The sequence below is a fragment of the Olivibacter sp. CPCC 100613 genome, from assembly GCF_036959255.1.
Classification (GTDB): Bacteria; Bacteroidota; Bacteroidia; order Sphingobacteriales; family Sphingobacteriaceae; genus Olivibacter.
The window spans coordinates 964,776-982,979 of the sequence record NZ_JAWMTI010000001.1 but is presented as its reverse complement, the minus strand read 5'-3'; the positions used below and the strand labels follow the sequence as shown (position 1 = coordinate 982,979).

The following is an 18,204-nucleotide window of genomic DNA, read 5'->3' as shown; positions in this document are numbered from 1 at the left end:
AATTGTTACCTAGTAAACTTATTAATAATTTCTAGAATCACCTTATTATCTTGTAATTGGGGAAGATATTCAAAGAGTATATGATACTTTTCAGGATCGGCTGTAAGGGCCAGCTCTAAAAAGTTCAACGCTTCCGTATACTTTCCGGCAGCAAACATATAAGCCACCATGCGGTAATGTAACTCAGGCGCGTCCGGATTGTTTTTAATTGCTTCCGATATCACTTCAATAGCTGTTGCAAGTTTTTCTTGCTCGTACAAAATAGAGGAATAGTCCAGCCAAGCCTCAATATCAAGTGGATTTAATTCAACAACCTTTTCATAAGCCGCCTCTGCTTCTGCTATCTGTTTTAACTTATAACGGGCATCAGCGATCGCGAACCAATATTCCGGGTTTTGATCATCAATGTCCAAGGCTTTTTTGTAAAAATGTAACGACTCAAAGTAGCGTTCTTCGTAGTCAAGTGTAACACCAATCCCGAACCAACCATCGCCAAGCTTGGGATCGATTTTAACGGCCTTCTTATAGTAAGACCTCGCCTCGTCCATTTGCTCTAATTTCTCATAGCATTCACCAATGGCGCAGTAGGTTTCAGCACTAGGTGGCTCATATTCAAATGTTTGTTTGTAAACATCAATTGCCTCGGCATATCGGTCCAAATTAACTAATGCATTTCCCTTGTTAAAGTAAGCGGAGGCAAAATTTTCCTTAATCAAGATCGCATAGTCATAAGCATCAATCGCTTTTTCATACAAACTTAATTTATGATAGGCATTTCCGAGGTTATACCAGGCAGCATAGGAATATGGCTCATTATCGATATATTGAAGATAAAATCCGATACTCTCTTCCTGTCGATCCAAAACATCATAGCAGAAAGCCAGCTCATACAATGCTTCCTGATTTTCCATATTATGTTCAAGGCTCTTTTTCAGGTATTTGATCGCTTGCTCATAATCTCCTTTATTTTGAAAAAGCATCGCCATCTGCAAAAAAATCTCATCGGGATTTTCTGTTAAAGATAGCGCCTTCTCTAAGTTTGCAATAGCTTCTTCGTAGCGGTCTATTGTACCAAGAATCCCCCCACGAATGAGGTATATATCCGGTTCAGAAGCCTCTAGTAGCTCCGCCTTATCTAGCGCCTTCAATGCTAAATCCAGTTGATTAGTTATAGAATATAGCTGTGCTTGCTTGATGTAAAAAACTGCGGCAAATGGATGTTGGTTAACCGCATAATCCACTACTTGAAGAGCTTTTACAGGATCATTCTTCTCCATATAATAGTCAATGATCCCCTCAAATGCTTGGGCGTCAAAAAAGTATTGATCCTCATTACGGATCATTTCTTCGTAACGTTCTACTGAAAACTTTGGGTCTTCAGAGAATTCAAAATCAAAATCGTCTTCCATCGCAATTAAAATAATTAGTAGTTCTTTATCTATTGCCCCTCAACGTACCGTATAAACAGAACCCGATTCCAAAGGAACCTTTATTAACGTTCAACCATAATGCCAATAAGTACAAAAAACGAACAGCTTAGCTAATACACTTGCTGATGAAATATTGCCTTCAAATTACCGTTAAAACTCCTATTCCAAGAATTTAGTTTTCCACAATCAAACAAAACAAAAGGCAACACCTTGTCTTATAAGACTTTACAATCTTGTTTTTTGAAGCGATTTGTTAATAACATTCACCAGCGGCAATCTCTGTTGAGGTTTCAAACGATCCCTACTAACCTTTGTATATACAAATATACGCATTTTTCCGGAATTTAGTTTAGGTTTGTACAGCACATATTCAATTGAAAAACACATGCTTATGAAACCGATTCATATTCCCTCAGTTCTAGAAAGACTTTGTATTCAAAATGTTAGCGACAGGTCGTCCGCTATAACAAGTTTCTCGCCGGTAGACGGTCAAGCCATCGCTTCAGCCCCGAGAACCACCAAAGAGGACTATGACACATTAGTTGAAAAAGCGGGCGATGCTTTTTCGCAATGGAAACAGGTTCCCGCACCGAAGAGAGGAGAAATCGTGCGTCAGATAGGCGAATCCTTGCGATTTCATAAGGAAGATCTAGGCCAGCTTGTATCCTATGAAATGGGTAAAAGCTTACAAGAAGGCCTAGGGGAAGTACAGGAGATGATTGATATTTGCGATTTCGCCGTAGGTTTGAGCAGGCAGCTATATGGGCTGACAACACATTCTGAACGCCCGGCTCACCGTATGTTTGAACAGTGGCATCCATTAGGTATCGTTGGAATCATATCGGCCTTTAATTTTCCTGTAGCGGTCTGGAGCTGGAACGCAGCGATTGCCTGGGTCTGCGGGAATGTTTGTGTTTGGAAACCTTCAGAAAAAACACCCATAACCGCACTGGCCTGTCAAAATATCGTTTCAACTATTTTTTCTAACAATAACCTACCACAAGCGGTTTCTTGCCTAATTCAAGGTGATGCGGAATTGGGTAAAAGCTTGGCATCGGATCCCCGCGTTCAGCTCGTTTCAGCGACCGGCTCCACACGTATGGGAAAATCGGTTGCCCAAGCAGTGGCAGCACGACTGGGTAGAACGATTCTCGAGCTGGGCGGTAACAATGCCATCATTGTTTCAGCGCATGCAGACCTAGAAACTGCGTTATTAGCCTGTGTTTTCGGTGCCGTTGGAACCGCCGGACAACGCTGTACCTCAACACGCAGACTCATCATTCATGAGTCCATCTATGACACATTTAAGGCTCGTTTAATTGATGCTTACAAACAGTTAAGAATAGGAAATCCGTTAGATGAAGTGAATCATGTTGGTCCACTGATTGATGAAGAGGCCGTTAAGTCTTACCTAGAAGCTATCAAGAAATGTGAAGAGGAGGGAGGCAGATTTATTGTAGAAGGAGGCGTACTGAAGGGAGCTATTTATCCCTCCAAGTGCTATGTCAAGCCGTGTATTGCGGAGGTTGAACCCGCTTACAAAATTGTTCAACAAGAAACCTTTGCACCAATTTTATATATTATGAAATACAAGGAATTGGAGGATGCTATTGACATGCAAAACAATGTTCCCCAAGGCCTCTCTTCGGCTATCATGACACTTAATTTGCGCGAGGCCGAGCGCTTTCTGTCTGTTAACGGTTCTGATTGCGGCATTGCCAACGTGAATATCGGCACATCAGGAGCAGAAATCGGCGGCGCCTTTGGCGGTGAAAAAGAAACAGGCGGAGGAAGGGAATCAGGCTCTGATGCATGGAAAGCTTATATGAGGCGGCAAACGAACACGATAAACTACTCCGACAAACTCCCGCTGGCACAGGGAATTAAATTTAAGCTATAGGGACTCCTTTTTAATTGAAAACATCGTGTAATGAATGGTCAGGAAGCATCAATTTCTTTCGGCCCATTCGTACGGATATTTTAATCTTCTTTTTTTAGATTTACGCCTATATATCCTCGTTAACAATGATCGTTTACAACCCAAAGGATTGGCTTCATGCCGTTTTATCATTTCATCGTTCGGAAACGATAAAAAAATTATATCCCTATATAATTTTAATGACATTATATGCATGGGCAATCGCCTATGTAGAAATAGAATACCTTAAATTATCAGAAAAGAGCTGGCTGCGTAACATTCCCTCTATGCACAGCCTTCTTGGATTTGTTCTATCCATTTTGCTGGTATTCAGAACCAATACTGCCTATGATCGGTGGTGGGAAGGACGAAAACTATGGGGGCAGCTAACGAATAACAGCAGAAATCTTGCCTTGCGAATCGAAAGTCTATTGCCCGAAGGAGACAGGGTAAACCGTAGCTTCTATAAAAAGAGCATTCCCTTATTTGCGGATACGCTTAGAGAACATTTGCAATCTAATAAAACACGCTTCATGTTAGACGAAAAAGATCATCCTGAGTTCAATCATCTAGACGAGAGTAAGCATGGCCCCAATCAGGTAGCTGCGATGATTTTTAAAAGAACGGATATGTTGTACAAAGAAGGGGTGATAAGTGGAGACCAATTAATTATATTAAACAATGAGCTCTTGTCTTTTACTGATATCTGTGGGGCTTGTGAACGGATAAAAAATACGCCAATCCCTTTCACTTACACCTCTTTTATCAAAAAGTTTATTTCAATTTATGTACTGACGTTACCTTATGGCTTTGTGTTTTCCCTTGGATATTTTGTTATCCCTGCGGTTGTGTTTGCCTTCTACGTATTAACTTCACTCGAATTGATCGCCGAAGAAATTGAAGACCCTTTTGGAACAGATATCAACGATTTACCCCTGGAAAAAATGGCAAATAATATTAGAAAACACGTGGGAGAGCTTATTCATTAACCGACCAATAATTTATATCCTTTCCCGTGTACATTCACGATTTCCACTTTCGAATCTTCTTTAAGGTATTTCCGAAGCTTGCTTAAAAAAACATCCATACTACGCCCATTAAAATAATTGTCGTCATGCCAAATTTTGATCAACGCTTCTTCCCGCGTAAGCACATCATTTTTCTTTAAACAGAGCATCCGCAAAAGCTCTGCTTCTTTGGTAGATAGCTTTTGTTGTTGTCCATGTCGACTGATTAATTGAGCGGTATAGTCGAAATTATATTCCCCCAAATCAAACCTCACCGGTAGTTCTTCTTCAACACCTCTTTCCTGAAAAGAGCTTCTTTTTAGTAACGCATGAATTCGCAGCAATAATTCTTCAACTCGAAATGGTTTTGTTATATAATCATCACCGCCTAAATTGAATGCCTCGGTTTTATCCTCCATCATGCCTTTTGCGGTAGCAAAAATAATAGGTACATTTTCATTCAATTTTCTGATTTCCTTTCCCAACGAAAAACCATCCTTTTTAGGCATCATTACATCTAAAATACACAGATCGAAGTCTTCTTTGCCAAAGGCCCGCAGGGCTTCTTCTCCGTCTTGACATAATCTGACGTCAAATTTCCCCTTTAATTCTAAATAATCTTTGAGTATTTCTCCCAAATTTGGGTCGTCCTCTGCTAATAAAATTTTTCGCATACCGTATACAATTAATTCTTGATAATAGGTAAAATCAGTTCGAATTCTGTTCCTTTATTTTTCTCACTCTTAACTTTTACTGTCCCTTTCATCCGCTTAATAATATCATTTACATAACTCAGTCCGAGGCCGAACCCCTTAACATCATGTAAATTTCCCGTAGAGACACGATAGAATTGATCAAAAATCTTAGATAATTGATCCCTGCTCATACCGATCCCTTTATCGGACACAATAACATGAATATGATGACCAATGTTCTTCGTTTTAATAGTAATTTCCGGGATCCCCTTACTATACTTTATTGCATTATCAATGAGGTTGAAGATTACATTAGACAGATGGAATTCGTCTCCATGAAGCAGGGGATTAACGGCATCAAGTTGCATATTAACAAGTGCCTCTCGCTTTTTTAACTGTAAATCCATGCTATCTACAACTGCGGCTACCAGATCATTTAGATTCAATTCCTGCCTGTCAAGCTTTAAATCGCCTTTATCAATCTTTGCGATATTCAGTACCCTTTCAATATGATTTCCCAATCGAACATTCTCATCATAAATAATGTTGGCAAGCTTATCAACACGTTTCACATCGGTAACAATTTCCGGGTCTTTCAAGGACTCGCTCGCAATCATAATCGTGGCTACAGGTGTTTTAAACTCATGCGTCATGTTGTTTATGAAATCCGTTTTCATCTCCGAAATTTTCTTCTGCCGTAAGATAATAAAGATCGTATAAGTGAAGCAACCTATTAACACCAGTAGTAAAGCCGCAGAAGATCCAAGCATCACACCCATGCTACCTAACAGCAAAGAGGTTCTGCTCGGAAAGTTAATGGCCAGCTTCCCCGAAGATTTAATCATACTATTGGGGAATAGGAGTGTCGCGTAAGAGTTCTTAAGGTCAAAATTCCCATTAAAGGATGCCATTTGAAACAAAACAGAATCATCACTGCCCTCGGTTATTACCATGTTAAAGGGAAGATTTATTTTCCGCTGTAATAGCTCTTCTTTTAATTCTCTCTCAATATAAGAGGGATTTATTCGTTTTTTTAACGGTTGTTTTGCCAGCTCGAAATCATTGGCCAGATTTTCTATAACGGAGCTTGCCGGCTGTTGCGCATTTGACATATAGGAGTCGAAAAACTGCGTTGCCTGTTTAAGTTTTTCTTGCTCTTCATACCGCTTAATTTGTTCATCTAATTGTCGATCTCGAGAAGGAGGTAGAACAACTACGGCAAACTCATTCATGTAATCATCCAGAATAACATACCGCACGCTATCATCCTTTGCCTTTTTTGGGTTGGTAACAGATCGTTCAGCATAAATCTCCATGCTGTTATTCTGATAAATCCCGGACGCACTTTGTTTAAGTGATACTTTCACCAATTTTTTTAGCTTCGGATCGCGCATATAGGTTTCATAGAACCAGTTTGGAATAAGGGTCGCACTCGGGAATTGTCTTTTTAATTCCGACTCCAGCTCACGATATTCGGCCTCCATTTGACGTTGTCGCTTACGCATACGTTCAACAACAGCTTTTGCCTGCCATTCCTCCTCTAATTCCCGTTGCTGCTTTTCCCGAAGCTGCTTGTTACGAATATTCTTAGCTTCCTGCGCTTCAATAAAATCGATAGCCTCCTTCTTTTCGGCCTTCAGTACAACTGTATTTAAGGTCGCATTAACCGCCTCATCAAATAACTGCGCTTTCAGATTATAGGATTGATGAATAAAATAATACTGCATCGCTATCACACCCAAAAGAGCAAATAGCATTAACCCGATAATCAGCCCTATATTTTTACGCCTCATATACACAAAAATACGCAAGCACTTGCTTTTCAGGCTTCTTTTAACAAATTTTAACACACGGGGAAACTTGTTAATGATCAAAATAGGTATGATGTATAAAACTACTACCTAAAGAGAAACCGGAAGAACGTGCTACAGATACCCAACAGCTTTCCTCTAAAAAAAAAGCAAGCTATAGTCGTAGCTTGCTTTTTTATCTAATAATTAACCTTTAAAAAGGTAGGTCATCGTCATCTCCAGGTGCTGAGGAAATATCTACCGGTGGTACATATTGAGGTGTCGCGCTAGCTCCTTCAGGCGCAACTTTATTGACCCGCCAGGCAACCAGGGAATTAAAGTAGGTTGTAACGCCCTCTTTATTCGTCCAAGGCCGTCCTCTTAAGTTAAAAGAAACCTCTATATCTTCACCCGGAACCAGATTATCAAAAAGATTAACCCGATCCTGCGTTGCTTCAAATCTAATATACTCTACAAACTGCGGATTCTCAGCATACTGAACGATCAGATCTCGTTTTTTAAATGAGTCCGTAACTTGCTGAATCGCACCAACTTCATGTACCTTGCCTTTTATTTCCATAACATTAAAAAGATATAAATTGTAAAATTAAGGATTTTTGGCGACAATAATCAGTAACTTCGCACAATAAGCTATGCAAGTTTTCAACACTCCTCAAAAAGTTATTATTACCTGCAATAAAAGATTATCTCCTTATTTGCAGCAAGAAGTTAAAGCACTTGGCTTTTCTATAAAAAGAGCTTTCAGTACCGGTGTAGAAATTAACGCGAGTATAAATGACTGCATTACGCTCAATCTTAATCTGTATTGCGCCAGTCAAGTTCTCTATGCTATTGGATCTTTTATAGCCAACGACGCAAATCAGCTATATAGCGAGATAAAAAAAATCGCTTGGGAAGAGTTGATCGACTTCAATGGGTATTTTTCCGTAACCTCTACCGTTAATAACGAGACCATTACGACCCCTTTATTTGCCAATTTGAAGGTAAAAGACGCGGTCGTGGACCGCATTAAAGAAAAGAAAGGCGTTCGTCCGAATTCGGGATCGGAACTCAACAAAGCGGTCGTACATCTCTTTTGGCAGGAAAACAAAGCGGATTTATACCTAGACACTTCCGGTGAAACTTTAGCTAAACACGGTTATCGCAAACATCCCGGAAAAGCCCCCATGCTGGAAGCATTGGCCAGCGGTGTCTTATTCGCTACTGAATGGGATGAAAAATCACCGTTTATCAATCCAATGTGCGGATCCGGTACCTTGGCCATTGAAGCAGCGCTGCACGCAACTAATCGGAAGCCGGGCCTTTTTCGCATGAATTATGCATTTATGCATTTTTTGGGTTATGATGAACAGGTTTTTTTTGCTGCGAGAAGGAAACTAAAGGAGCAAATTGTTAAACCTGTAGATTTAAAGATCATTGCGTCCGACATCTCACAAGAAGCCGTGGAAATAGCCAAAGCCAACGCGAAAACGGCTGGTGTGGATCAATTAATAACATTCGAAACGTGCGATTTTGAGCAAACAATGGTCCCCCCTCCTTCAGGTGTTATTGTTTTTAATCCGGAATACGGCGAGCGCTTGGGGGTTCACACAAAACTCGAACAAACGTATAAACGCATGGGCGATTTTATGAAACAATCATGCAAAGGTTACAAAGGGTTTGTCTTTACAGGAAATCCTGATTTAGCAAAGAAAATCGGACTCCAGACCTACAAACGTGTTGAATTTTATAACGGCAAACTAGATTGTCGACTCTTATCATATGAATTATATGATGGGAGTAGAAGGAGTATACCTGAACATGATTAAAGCATTTAAACTTTATGCAGGTCCTGATGGCCATTCTTATTTTAAACAGGGCTTCGTTACCGATAACTTTGTAACCAATGTTCAGCATTTGCATTTCAAGGAAACGATTGCCAAAGCTTCCTACGACTGGCATACCGCTCCGCGTATACAATACGTAATTACCATGAAAGGAACCTTGGAGTTTACCACTTCGTTGGGTAAAAAATTTATACTACAAGCAGGAGAGGTTTTAATCGCTACTGACACAATGGGCAAGGGACATAAATGGAAGCTTATTGGTACGGATCCTTGGTTGCGAGCCTACGTAGCTTTTGAAGCGAATGAACCTGTAAATTTCCAAGAAAGCTTATGACGAACACCCTTATACAAAAAACGAAAGATTTTGTTCAATTAAAATTAAAGGAAGCGGAAGCCGGACATGATTGGTTTCATGTGGAACGTGTCTGGAAAAATGCAAGACTCATTTTAGAAAAGGAAACAGCTGATACGACCATTGTGGAACTAGCCGCTTTACTACATGATATTGCTGACAGCAAATTCCATGGTGGCGATGAAGAGTTGGGGCCTCAGATTGCCCGTTCATTCTTGCATACGCTTCAAGTCGAAAACGAAATGATAACCCATGTTTGCAACATTATCAAGAACATGTCATTCAAGGCAGGCTTAGGAAAAATTGATTTCTGGTCAAAAGAATTAGCAATTGTTCAAGATGCAGATCGCCTGGACGCTATCGGTGCAATCGGCATAGCAAGGGCCTTTAATTATGGCGGATATAAGAATAGAAGTATTTACGATCCAGCGATAAAGCCGAAAGAAAATCAAAGCAAAGAAGAGTACAAAAACACCACCGCTCCAACAATTAATCATTTTTACGAAAAACTATTGCTATTAAAGGGCAAGATGAATACTGAAACAGGAAAACGATTGGCCGAAACACGTCATCAGTATATGGAGGATTTTCTTCTTCAATTTTTCAATGAATGGGAGGGAAAGAAATAAAAAAGCCTCTTGTTGTCAAGAGGCTTTTTATATAGCAGACAGATCAACTTGCGCTGTTTCTGTTTATACTCTTTTTGATTTAATACGAGCAGCCTTACCTGTTAAGCTACGTAAGTAAAATAATTTAGCTCTACGTACTTTTCCGTAGGTATCAACGACAACCTTATCAATATTTGGTGAGTTCACAGGAAAAATACGCTCAACACCTATACCGTTTGACATTTTACGAACAGTAAAAGTTTCGGTTGACCCTGCTCCGTTTCGTTGAATAACTACTCCTTTATATACCTGTATACGTTCTTTGTTACCTTCGCGAATTTTATAGTGAACGCTAACGGTATCACCAGCTTTAAATGCAGGAACTTCATTTTTTGCTACCGCCTGCTCTTCTACAAATTTTACTAAATCCATGATTTTAAGTAATTAACAACGATTTTTAACCCGTAAAAATCGGACTGCAATATTAGCTATTTTATTTTAAAATTAAAAACCTATTTTATTTTTTATTTTCGCCCCCCTTACCAACTATTCATCTAAAAGATCGGGCCTTCTTTCTCGTGTTCTCGCTAAAGACTGTTCATATCGCCAGTTGTCAATTAACGACTGGTTACCACTCAACAGAATATCCGGAACCCGGTGTCCACGCCAATCCGCAGGCCTTGTATAAACCGGGGCATCTAACAGGTCACCCTGAAAAGAATCAGACAGGGCAGAAGTTTCGTCTGATAAAACCCCGGGTATAAGACGAACGATGGCGTCGACCAAGATCGCTGCAGGCAACTCACCTCCCGACAGAACATAATCGCCGATCGAAATTTCTCGGGTAACATAGATATCCCTTATACGTTGATCAATTCCTTTATAATGCCCGCAAAGAATTATCATATTCTTTCTCAAAGCAAGGCCATTGGTGATTGTTTGATTGAGTCGTTCCCCGTCAGGACTCATGAATACTACCTCGTCATAATCCCTGGCATCTCGCAACTTTTCAATGCAAGCTGCAAAAGGCTCTATTTGCATAACCATCCCGCTGCCCCCACCATAAGGATAATCGTCCACACTTTTATGTTTATTGGCAGCATAATCGCGCAAATTATGAACATAAATCTCTACCAATCCTTTTTTCTGGGCCCGTTGCAGGATGGAATGAGCAAAAGGGCTTTCCAAAAGCCCCGGAAGCACGGTCACGATATCAAAACGCATAATTATCCTTCATCGTAAACATCAACTAAACCCGCTGGCAGATCAACATGTAAAATATGTTGGTCTTCATCTATTTTCACAATAAAATCATCATTTATTGGAAACATCAATTCTTTAAACCGGTATTGAACGACCGCGATATCTTGCTGCGGATATTCATTTACAGCTATAATCTCACCTAGTTCACCGTGATGTGTGTCATGCACAAAATAACCGACAAGATCGGAAGTGTAAAATTCATCCTCATCCCTTTCAGGCATTTTCGTCTTCGGCATATACACCGATCTGCGTAAAAGGCTCTTTGCTGTATCTATATTTGTCACATCTTCAAAGAAAAAATACCCGGTTTTGTTGGCCTGTATTTTAAAAGAGTCAACAAAAAAGGGAACCAGTTTCTTCTCGATTTCTAAAAATACGGCATCAAAGTCCAACGATTCATAGTCTCCAAATTCAAAATATAGTTGAACTTCCCCTTTTAAACCCCGTGTTTTACTGATATAACCAATGTAAAAACATTCATCAACATGCATCATTCGTTGCCTTTAGTAAGCGCCATGTATAGCCGGAAATAGTCTTGAAAAAAAATGCCATTCTTAAAGAAAATATCTTAAGAATGGCATCTAATATTAATACGCTATTGTATTATTCAGCGCTTGTTGTTTCTTCGCCATCTGTAGCATTCTCTGGCGTTTCTTCCGGAGCTTCTTCAGAAACAGGTTCTTCTTCCACCGGTGCATTTTTTGCTGCTAAAGCGGCCGCTCTATCTTCTTTCTTCTTAGCTTCCGCTGCCAATGCTGCTTTCTTTAATTCCTCTTTCGATTTAGAAAGTGAATCCTTCTTCCCTTCTATTTTCTCCTCTTTTCCTTTCAACCAATCCTGAAAGCGATTTTCAGCAGTAGCCTCATCAAAGGCACCTTTTTTCACACCGCCCAGCAAATGCTTTTTGTAAAGCACCCCTTTGTATGACAAAATAGCCCGTGCGGTATCTGTTGGTTGCGCTCCTTTTGTTAACCAATCTAAGGCTTTATCGAAATTTAATTCTATTGTTGCAGGATTCGTATTTGGATTGTACGAACCTAAACGCTCAATAAATTTACCATCGCGCGGTGCACGTGAATCAGCCACCACTACATGATAAAAAGGTTTTCCCTTTTTACCGAATCTTTGCAATCTTATTTTAGTTGCCATCTGAGATAATTTATGTATTCAACATATTTCCCGGAGCTATATACTGCGGGGCTGCAAAGATAAAAAAATTCCCATTAAAAAATAAAAAACAACAGGAATTATTTGAAAATCTTTAAACTATACATATTTCAATAGTAAATAGACCCAAAATACAACGATTGCAACGACCAATACCCGACCAAAACCTTTTTTTAATGTTTCGGGCATTCTCTTGTAATAAAAAGAGAAAAGAGCAACCAACAATATCAATAAAAATGGTAAAAGCTTTTTCATGAATTTACCCCCAAACCTACGGTTTATTCTTCATTGTTTTTATCCTAAAGCGCCTGCTTTCGTATATTTTTGATTGCTTATTCTCCTCCAATAAATTTTGCTATATTTAAAAACTTCATAAAATATACCGTAAGAATTGGCCTTTTTCCAAACTCTTGACCAATTTTTGGGTTTTAATCATAAAAATTAATTGAATCGTGAGCAAAACAATTATCGTATCGAATAGATTACCTGTAAAAATTGTTGAAGAAAATAATGCGTTGAGTTTTACCCCGAGTGAAGGAGGGCTGGCCACGGGTTTAGGGTCTATATATAAGGAGGGAAATAATATTTGGATCGGGTGGCCCGGTGTAAATATTCAAAAAGAAAATGAGCAACAAAACGTCACCGAAAAACTAAGACTACTCAATTTAATTCCTGTATTTCTAAGTAAAGAAGAAATTAAGCGCTATTATGAAGGCTTTAGCAATGAAGTTCTTTGGCCGATATTTCATTATCTTTCCAATTATGCAAATTACAATTATCAGAATTGGTTGTCTTATGTGCAAGTGAATCAAAAATTTGCAGATATTATTCTTCGCGAATTAAATCCCGGCGACATCGTTTGGGTTCATGATTATCAGCTTTTGTTAGTTCCAGGCCTAATCCGGCTGAAACAACCAGATGTATCCATTGCTTTTTTTAATCATATCCCCTTTCCTTCGCAGGAGCTCTTTCGCCTAATCCCTTGGCGAAAAGAGTTATTACACGGCATGCTGGGAGCCGATTTACTGGGTTTTCATACCTTTGATGATGTACGTCATTTTCTGAGCGCAGCTACACATCTATTACCCATACATGCGGATGCAAATCGCTTACGCGTTGAAAATCGCCTTGTTTTAGCAGAGCCTTTTCCGATGGGTATGGATAGCGAAAAGTTTTCCCGATTAGGGAATGATCCTGAAGTATTGGCGCATATCCAGAGTTTCAAGCAAAATTTTAACGGAAAGAAGATCATTTTATCGATTGATCGACTAGATTATAGTAAGGGAATCATTCAACGACTGAATGCTTTTGAATTGCTACTCTCGAAAAACCCGGAATATATCGAGAAAATTATCCTCTATATGATTGTCGTTCCTTCTCGAGATACAGTACCTCAATATAAAAGATTAAAAGATGAGATCGATCGACTTGCCGGCCATATTAATGCTCGATTCAGAACATTTGAATGGCATCCGATTGCTTATTTCTATCACGGATATCCCATTGAAATTATTTCTGCTTTATACAATGTGGCCGACGTATGCCTCGTTACGCCGATGCGTGATGGAATGAATCTGGTAAGCAAGGAGTATGTCGCGAGCAGAAATGACAACACCGGTGTTTTGATCCTGAGCGAAATGGCCGGTGCATCAAAAGAACTTAACGATGCCTTATTGGTAAACCCAAACAATATTTCCGAGGTTCGAAAAGCATTAATAACAGCATTAAATATGCCCAGAGGTGAAATGGAGGAAAGAATGAAGGCAATGCGTGCAGTCGTCTTCAAATTCAACATCAAACACTGGGTAAAGATCTTTATGAATCGCTTAGAAGACGTTAAACAAATGCAAAAGAATTCGATGGCCAATTTGGTAAAGGCCTCGATTAGGCTCGCCATACAAGAAAGATACCAAGCTGCTCGTAACCGTTTATTGCTCTTTGATTATGATGGAACGCTTGTGGGTTTTAAAAAAGAAATTGATGAAGCATCGCCCGATCCCGCACTGTATAAGTTATTAGATACTTTTGTTGCAGACAAAAAAAACACACTGGTTATCATTAGTGGAAGAAAACATACCACACTCGAGCAATGGTTCGGTATGAAAAACTATAGGTTAATCGCTGAGCATGGTGCCTGGAAAAAGAATAATATGAGTGAATGGGAACAGCTTCCAGGCTTATCCACTAACTGGAAGAATGAGGTGCAAAAATTGATGGAAAATTATACAGATAAAACACCGGGATCCTTTATCGAAGAAAAAAGCTATTCGCTTGCTTGGCACTACCGTAAGGTACAAAAGGGGTTGGGCTCTCTTCGCGCAAATGAACTCATGGATAATCTCCAATACCATTTAAACACCTATGGTCTTAAAATGCTTGACGGAGATAAGGTTGTCGAAGTAAAGAATGCAGATGTGAATAAAGGGCGGGCTACGTTAAATCTTCTACATGATACGGATTACGACTTTATTTTGGCGATAGGAGATGATCGAACGGATGAAGACACCTTTAAAGCTCTCCCCGAAAAAGCAATTAGCATCAAGGTTGGTAGCAATGTGTCGGCCGCCAAATATTACCTAGAAAACCAAGAAGAAGTACGCGATCTACTTGGCTTCCTAGTTGAAAAGTAAGATTCTTAGGGATCTATTACCAAAAATCGGGGTGTTCCTAATCTAACAGCAATTCTGTTAACTGCATTAATAAGGCCGACATGGCTATATGCCTGCGGGAAATTGCCCCATTGGTCACCGTTGTTAGCGTCAATATCTTCGCTAAACAATAATAGATGGTTTGCATAAGGCAGCAGATTTTCAAAAGTCTGGATGGCGTCCTGCGTCCTCCCTACAGAAGCTAAAGCTTCAACGTACCAAAAGGCACAAATGAGAAAAGTCGACTTCGGTTTACCAAAATCATCCGCATGAAGATATCGATAAAAAAGTCCGTTTTCTGCTCGAAGTTCTTCTTCCAAGGCTTTCAGATGATCCCTTGCTTTTTCAGACGAAGGGTCTAGATAATTCATGATAATAAGCTGTAAGGTGCTGGCATCTAAATGCCCGCTTCCAACTGCATGGGTATAAACTTTTCTTTTGGGATCGTAGCAATCCTCAATGTGCTTTGATGCCCTTACTATTAAGGCTTCTGCGCGCTGCTCTAGCTTTGAGTCCTGAAGTTCCCGAGCAATTCTTGCAGCGGCTTTGGCTCCCGCCCATTGAAAAAGATTCGTATAACAATGGTAATTAGCAAAATTTCTAAATTCCCAAATTCCGGCATCTTTTTCGTCAATTGTCTGTTCGATTTTTCCAATCATCATATCCAACCATACTGAAGAATGCCCTTTCTCTTTACCTACAAATCGTTTATCGGTATAAAGCGGAAGTAACGATAGCAGGACCTGGCCATACACGTCGTTTTGCACGTGTTCATATGCTTGATTGCCTAGTCGAACGGGTTTATTATCCATATAGCCCGAGAGATGGCTCAATTCCTCCTCGATTAACTCCTTTCTCCCTGTGATACTATAAAGGGGTTGATATCGCCCTTCTTCATTGACTGAGATATTCGCAATAAATTCAGCATAATGCTCCATTTCTTCAAACTGCCCTATGCGAAGCAAAGAGGCCAATACGTAATAGCTATCTCTAATCCAACAATACCGATAATCCCAATTTCGTCCACTCCCCGGTGACTCGGGTAAACTAGAGGTACTCGCGGCTATAAATGCACCAGTGTCCTCATATTGATGAAGTTTTAATGCCAAAGCCGAGCGAATAACGGCTTCCTGATAAAAGGGGGGAATAGTGGTATGTTTTATCCAAGTTCGCCAGTAATTGATGGTTTGTCTTAAAAAAATTTCTGCCGTATCCTCGAGTGGAGCTTCCAGGGGTTCCCCATAAGTCAATATTAAATATTTTGTATCGTGGAGAACAAAAGTCCCTGGTTCGAAAAAATGGCTTATAGGAACATTGGTTGTCAACCGCATGCGATCACTCCCGCCTGTAAACTCGACATGATTGCTTCCTCGATGCCGATCTTGAGCTGTCCTCCCGTAATCCGTTACCGGATAACAGCGCATGCGGACACGCGGTTCCCCGCTAATACGCTCCACCTTCCTGATTAACATCAGCGGTTTAAAATAACGATGATACTGCCTGAACCGGGGTGCAAAATCTGTTACTTTGTACGTCCCTTCTTCATTGGAGATTGTCGTCTCCAAAATATTGGTATTCGGAATATATCGCTGTTCCGACTGGAATTCCCCGTCAGGAAGAATTGAAAATTCACCCCCTTTTTCCTTATCAAGTTTACTGCCGAAAACAAATGTACTATCGAAGGCAGGCCAGCATAACCAAGAAATATTTGTGTTTGTTTGTACATGCGCAATGTAGGCACAGTTCCCTATTATTCCACTTTGATAGGTGTGTCTATTCATTCTTTAAGTATTTTCTGTTTTAGAACAATAAAAACGTGTTTCTGTTTAATCCAAAGGCCGAAAAGGTTGCTTTTACTAGCTTAAGAATAGTTTTTTTTCTATCCGCGGTATTAAATTTAACTGCTGTGCTTTTTCAAACATTACTTGCACAGCACGCCTTCCTTCCTGTTCCAAATCAAACGAATATTTGTTGACATACAATTCAATATGCTTATACATAACCTCTTCACTCATTTCCTGCGCATGTTGGCGAATAAAATCAATACCGTCGTTTGGATGGGCAAAGGCATATTCTACACTTCTTCTTAGAATACGATTCACTTTCTTTTTAATGTCATCCGGTATATCTCTTTTGATAACAATTCCTCCCAATGGGATCGGGCTTCCTGTTTCTTTTTCCCAGAAATCTCCCAAATCTATTACTTTATGTAACCCCTTCTCTTGATAAGTAAATCTATTTTCATGGATGATTAAACCCAAATCAACCTGTTCATTTAATAAGGCCGGTTCTATTTCAGAAAAAACAAGAATCTCTTTATTTTGAAGCTGAGGGAGGGCCAATCCAAGTAAAAAGTTTGCCGTAGTGTACCTCCCGGGTATGGCAACCTTCAAATCTGAGTCCCCCTGTTCTTTTCTTCCCTGAAGAACCTGATGTACCAATTCCTTCTTTTTACAGATTAGTAACGGACCTACACCAAAGCCAAGGGCACTTCCCGCATCTAATAAAACATATTTTTCCAATGCATAAGCATAAGCATGAAAACTAAGTTTACTAATATCGAGTGCGCCGTCAAACGTTTTATGGTTTAACGATTCCACGTCTTCATAAAGTACGTCAAAAGTAAGCCCTTCTGTATCAATTTTATGATGGATCATTGCATCAAAAATAAACGTATCATTAGGGCAGGGTGAAAATCCAAGTGTCAATTTCATCAAATTATGCTTTGTTTGCTATATCATATAAAACATCCCTAGCAAAAGTAGTAGAACAAGTAGCATCTTTCTTGGTTAAAATGTCATTTTATATCAAAAAACACTTAACTAAAATAAGAAAGGAGCCAATCATTCAAATTTTTGACAGCAAGCCCCATTTGCCAGCCATCGCGATTCCGTTTTTCTACATAATTAGAAATGCTTCTTATCTGTACACAAGGCAATCCCACTTGTTCACAGGCATAATAAAAAGCGGCTCCCTCCATGCTTTCCGCTTCTGCCTGCGCTCTCTCTAATGCTTGTTCAATGCTTCGATCATTTCCGTGTACACTGTTTACAGTCAACCCCCTAACTTGTCTGAACGGACTAACAAGGTCCTTTGGAAAGCCCCGTATCGCTTGGAATGCAGCTTTTCCAAAACCCAATTCATCTATTGGGATAAAGTGCTGATCATCTTCAGCCCCTAATTCGTAAAACACATCCCTTTCGATAAAAACGAGTTCTCCAAGCGGTATATTTTTTGAAAAGGATCCGCACACACCTACGTTAATAGCAAAATCATATGCCTTGTTATTTAATTTCCTCCCCAAAGCAAAGGCGGTAGCCACCATACCAACACCTGTTACTAAAATATCGGGTTTTTCTTTCTTCCCTTCTAAAGATTGCATAAAGGGACCTATTTCTGTGGCAGTTGCTGCCACTATTAAGCATTTGGTCATAAGTAATAGAAAGGCAATATAATGATTTTCATCCATCAAAATTCTG

General features: G+C 39.7%; 17 protein-coding genes. 6 read left to right on the top strand and 11 right to left on the bottom strand.

All coding sequences use genetic code 11. The annotated features are described in order from the left end of the window. Window positions 1–5: 5 nt before the first annotated feature. Complete coding sequence (locus tag RYH73_RS03820) at window positions 6–1,409, bottom strand: tetratricopeptide repeat protein (RefSeq protein ID WP_335311939.1); 1,404 nt, start codon at window positions 1,407–1,409, stop codon at window positions 6–8. Window positions 1,410–1,821: 412 nt separating this feature from the next. Here RYH73_RS03820 and amaB point away from each other — a divergent pair, with 412 nt between their 5' ends. Beyond that, window positions 1,822–3,330: an L-piperidine-6-carboxylate dehydrogenase gene (gene amaB / locus RYH73_RS03815; RefSeq protein WP_335311938.1), complete on the top strand. Its 1,509-nt coding sequence runs from the start codon at window positions 1,822–1,824 to the stop codon at window positions 3,328–3,330. Window positions 3,331–3,455: 125 nt separating this feature from the next. After that, entirely contained in the window at window positions 3,456–4,337 is an 882-nt protein-coding gene (locus RYH73_RS03810; RefSeq protein WP_335311937.1) for a bestrophin family protein, read from the top strand. Here RYH73_RS03810 and RYH73_RS03805 read toward each other — a convergent pair. From RYH73_RS03805 to RYH73_RS03795, 3 genes are all read right to left on the bottom strand, one after another. After that, a complete protein-coding gene (locus RYH73_RS03805; protein WP_335311936.1) occupies window positions 4,334–5,029 on the bottom strand; it encodes a response regulator transcription factor in 696 nt (231 codons plus the stop codon). The two genes, RYH73_RS03810 and RYH73_RS03805, sit on opposite strands and share 4 nt — an antisense overlap. Before the next feature lie 11 nt (window positions 5,030–5,040). After that, the gene (locus RYH73_RS03800; protein WP_335311935.1) at window positions 5,041–6,843 is read right to left on the bottom strand and encodes an ATP-binding protein; all 1,803 of its coding nucleotides are present in this window, start codon (window positions 6,841–6,843) and stop codon (window positions 5,041–5,043) included. A gap of 211 nt (window positions 6,844–7,054) precedes the next feature. Then, on the bottom strand, window positions 7,055–7,420 hold the full coding sequence (locus tag RYH73_RS03795; protein WP_335311934.1) for a DUF3127 domain-containing protein: 366 nt from the start codon (window positions 7,418–7,420) through the stop codon (window positions 7,055–7,057). Window positions 7,421–7,493: 73 nt separating this feature from the next. Here RYH73_RS03795 and RYH73_RS03790 point away from each other — a divergent pair, with 73 nt between their 5' ends. The 3 genes from RYH73_RS03790 to RYH73_RS03780 are packed head-to-tail and all read left to right on the top strand — an operon-like array spanning window position 7,494 to window position 9,668. Continuing rightward, window positions 7,494–8,669: a THUMP domain-containing class I SAM-dependent RNA methyltransferase gene (locus tag RYH73_RS03790; protein WP_335311933.1), complete on the top strand. Its 1,176-nt coding sequence runs from the start codon at window positions 7,494–7,496 to the stop codon at window positions 8,667–8,669. Further along, window positions 8,662–9,021, top strand: coding sequence for a hypothetical protein (locus RYH73_RS03785; protein WP_335311932.1), 360 nt, complete (start codon window positions 8,662–8,664; stop codon window positions 9,019–9,021). Before RYH73_RS03790 ends, RYH73_RS03785 begins: the two co-directional genes overlap by 8 nt. Next, a complete protein-coding gene (locus tag RYH73_RS03780; protein ID WP_335311931.1) occupies window positions 9,018–9,668 on the top strand; it encodes an HD domain-containing protein in 651 nt (216 codons plus the stop codon). The genes RYH73_RS03785 and RYH73_RS03780 overlap by 4 nt, the downstream gene beginning before the upstream one ends. Window positions 9,669–9,731: 63 nt before the next feature. Here RYH73_RS03780 and rplS read toward each other — a convergent pair whose 3' ends face one another. The 4 genes from rplS to RYH73_RS03760 all read right to left on the bottom strand — a co-directional run bounded on the left by rplS (window position 9,732) and on the right by RYH73_RS03760 (window position 12,059). Beyond that, the gene (gene rplS, locus RYH73_RS03775; protein ID WP_442946053.1) at window positions 9,732–10,079 is read right to left on the bottom strand and encodes a 50S ribosomal protein L19; all 348 of its coding nucleotides are present in this window, start codon (window positions 10,077–10,079) and stop codon (window positions 9,732–9,734) included. 114 nt (window positions 10,080–10,193) lie between these two features. After that, window positions 10,194–10,871, bottom strand: a complete 678-nt coding sequence (gene trmD / locus RYH73_RS03770) for a tRNA (guanosine(37)-N1)-methyltransferase TrmD (protein ID WP_335311930.1) — start codon at window positions 10,869–10,871, stop codon at window positions 10,194–10,196. A gap of 2 nt (window positions 10,872–10,873) precedes the next feature. Then, a complete protein-coding gene (gene rimM / locus RYH73_RS03765) occupies window positions 10,874–11,404 on the bottom strand; it encodes a ribosome maturation factor RimM (RefSeq protein ID WP_335311929.1) in 531 nt (176 codons plus the stop codon). 109 nt (window positions 11,405–11,513) lie between these two features. Continuing rightward, the gene (locus tag RYH73_RS03760; protein WP_335311928.1) at window positions 11,514–12,059 is read right to left on the bottom strand and encodes a 30S ribosomal protein S16; all 546 of its coding nucleotides are present in this window, start codon (window positions 12,057–12,059) and stop codon (window positions 11,514–11,516) included. Between the two features lie 470 nt (window positions 12,060–12,529). Here RYH73_RS03760 and RYH73_RS03755 point away from each other — a divergent pair, with 470 nt between their 5' ends. After that, on the top strand, window positions 12,530–14,707 hold the full coding sequence (locus RYH73_RS03755; protein WP_335311927.1) for a bifunctional alpha,alpha-trehalose-phosphate synthase (UDP-forming)/trehalose-phosphatase: 2,178 nt from the start codon (window positions 12,530–12,532) through the stop codon (window positions 14,705–14,707). A 5-nt stretch (window positions 14,708–14,712) separates the two neighbouring features. On the opposite strand, the gene RYH73_RS03750 is transcribed toward RYH73_RS03755, so the two are convergent. The 3 genes from RYH73_RS03750 to mqnB all read right to left on the bottom strand — a co-directional run bounded on the left by RYH73_RS03750 (window position 14,713) and on the right by mqnB (window position 18,194). After that, window positions 14,713–16,506 carry a glycoside hydrolase family 15 protein gene (locus tag RYH73_RS03750; RefSeq protein WP_335311926.1) on the bottom strand — a complete coding sequence of 598 codons (1,794 nt, stop codon included), beginning with the start codon at window positions 16,504–16,506 and terminating at the stop codon, window positions 14,713–14,715. A gap of 75 nt (window positions 16,507–16,581) precedes the next feature. After that, window positions 16,582–17,439, bottom strand: coding sequence for a 1,4-dihydroxy-6-naphthoate synthase (locus RYH73_RS03745; RefSeq protein ID WP_335311925.1), 858 nt, complete (start codon window positions 17,437–17,439; stop codon window positions 16,582–16,584). Between the two features lie 104 nt (window positions 17,440–17,543). Then, window positions 17,544–18,194 (bottom strand): futalosine hydrolase, encoded by a 651-nt coding sequence (mqnB, locus tag RYH73_RS03740; RefSeq protein ID WP_335311924.1) that lies wholly within the window; start codon window positions 18,192–18,194, stop codon window positions 17,544–17,546. Between the last annotated feature and the right edge of the window lie 10 nt (window positions 18,195–18,204).

Coding starts and splice junctions, on each gene's coding strand:
- RYH73_RS03820 (WP_335311939.1), bottom strand. CDS start 1,409: ATGGAAGACGATTTTGATTTTGAATTCTCTGAAGACCCAAAGTTTTCA.
- amaB (WP_335311938.1), top strand. CDS start 1,822: ATGAAACCGATTCATATTCCCTCAGTTCTAGAAAGACTTTGTATTCAA.
- RYH73_RS03810 (WP_335311937.1), top strand. CDS start 3,456: ATGATCGTTTACAACCCAAAGGATTGGCTTCATGCCGTTTTATCATTT.
- RYH73_RS03805 (WP_335311936.1), bottom strand. CDS start 5,029: ATGCGAAAAATTTTATTAGCAGAGGACGACCCAAATTTGGGAGAAATA.
- RYH73_RS03800 (WP_335311935.1), bottom strand. CDS start 6,843: ATGAGGCGTAAAAATATAGGGCTGATTATCGGGTTAATGCTATTTGCT.
- RYH73_RS03795 (WP_335311934.1), bottom strand. CDS start 7,420: ATGGAAATAAAAGGCAAGGTACATGAAGTTGGTGCGATTCAGCAAGTT.
- RYH73_RS03790 (WP_335311933.1), top strand. CDS start 7,494: ATGCAAGTTTTCAACACTCCTCAAAAAGTTATTATTACCTGCAATAAA.
- RYH73_RS03785 (WP_335311932.1), top strand. CDS start 8,662: ATGATTAAAGCATTTAAACTTTATGCAGGTCCTGATGGCCATTCTTAT.
- RYH73_RS03780 (WP_335311931.1), top strand. CDS start 9,018: ATGACGAACACCCTTATACAAAAAACGAAAGATTTTGTTCAATTAAAA.
- rplS (WP_442946053.1), bottom strand. CDS start 10,079: ATGGATTTAGTAAAATTTGTAGAAGAGCAGGCGGTAGCAAAAAATGAA.
- trmD (WP_335311930.1), bottom strand. CDS start 10,871: ATGCGTTTTGATATCGTGACCGTGCTTCCGGGGCTTTTGGAAAGCCCT.
- rimM (WP_335311929.1), bottom strand. CDS start 11,404: ATGATGCATGTTGATGAATGTTTTTACATTGGTTATATCAGTAAAACA.
- RYH73_RS03760 (WP_335311928.1), bottom strand. CDS start 12,059: ATGGCAACTAAAATAAGATTGCAAAGATTCGGTAAAAAGGGAAAACCT.
- RYH73_RS03750 (WP_335311926.1), bottom strand. CDS start 16,506: ATGAATAGACACACCTATCAAAGTGGAATAATAGGGAACTGTGCCTAC.
- RYH73_RS03745 (WP_335311925.1), bottom strand. CDS start 17,439: ATGAAATTGACACTTGGATTTTCACCCTGCCCTAATGATACGTTTATT.
- mqnB (WP_335311924.1), bottom strand. CDS start 18,194: ATGGATGAAAATCATTATATTGCCTTTCTATTACTTATGACCAAATGC.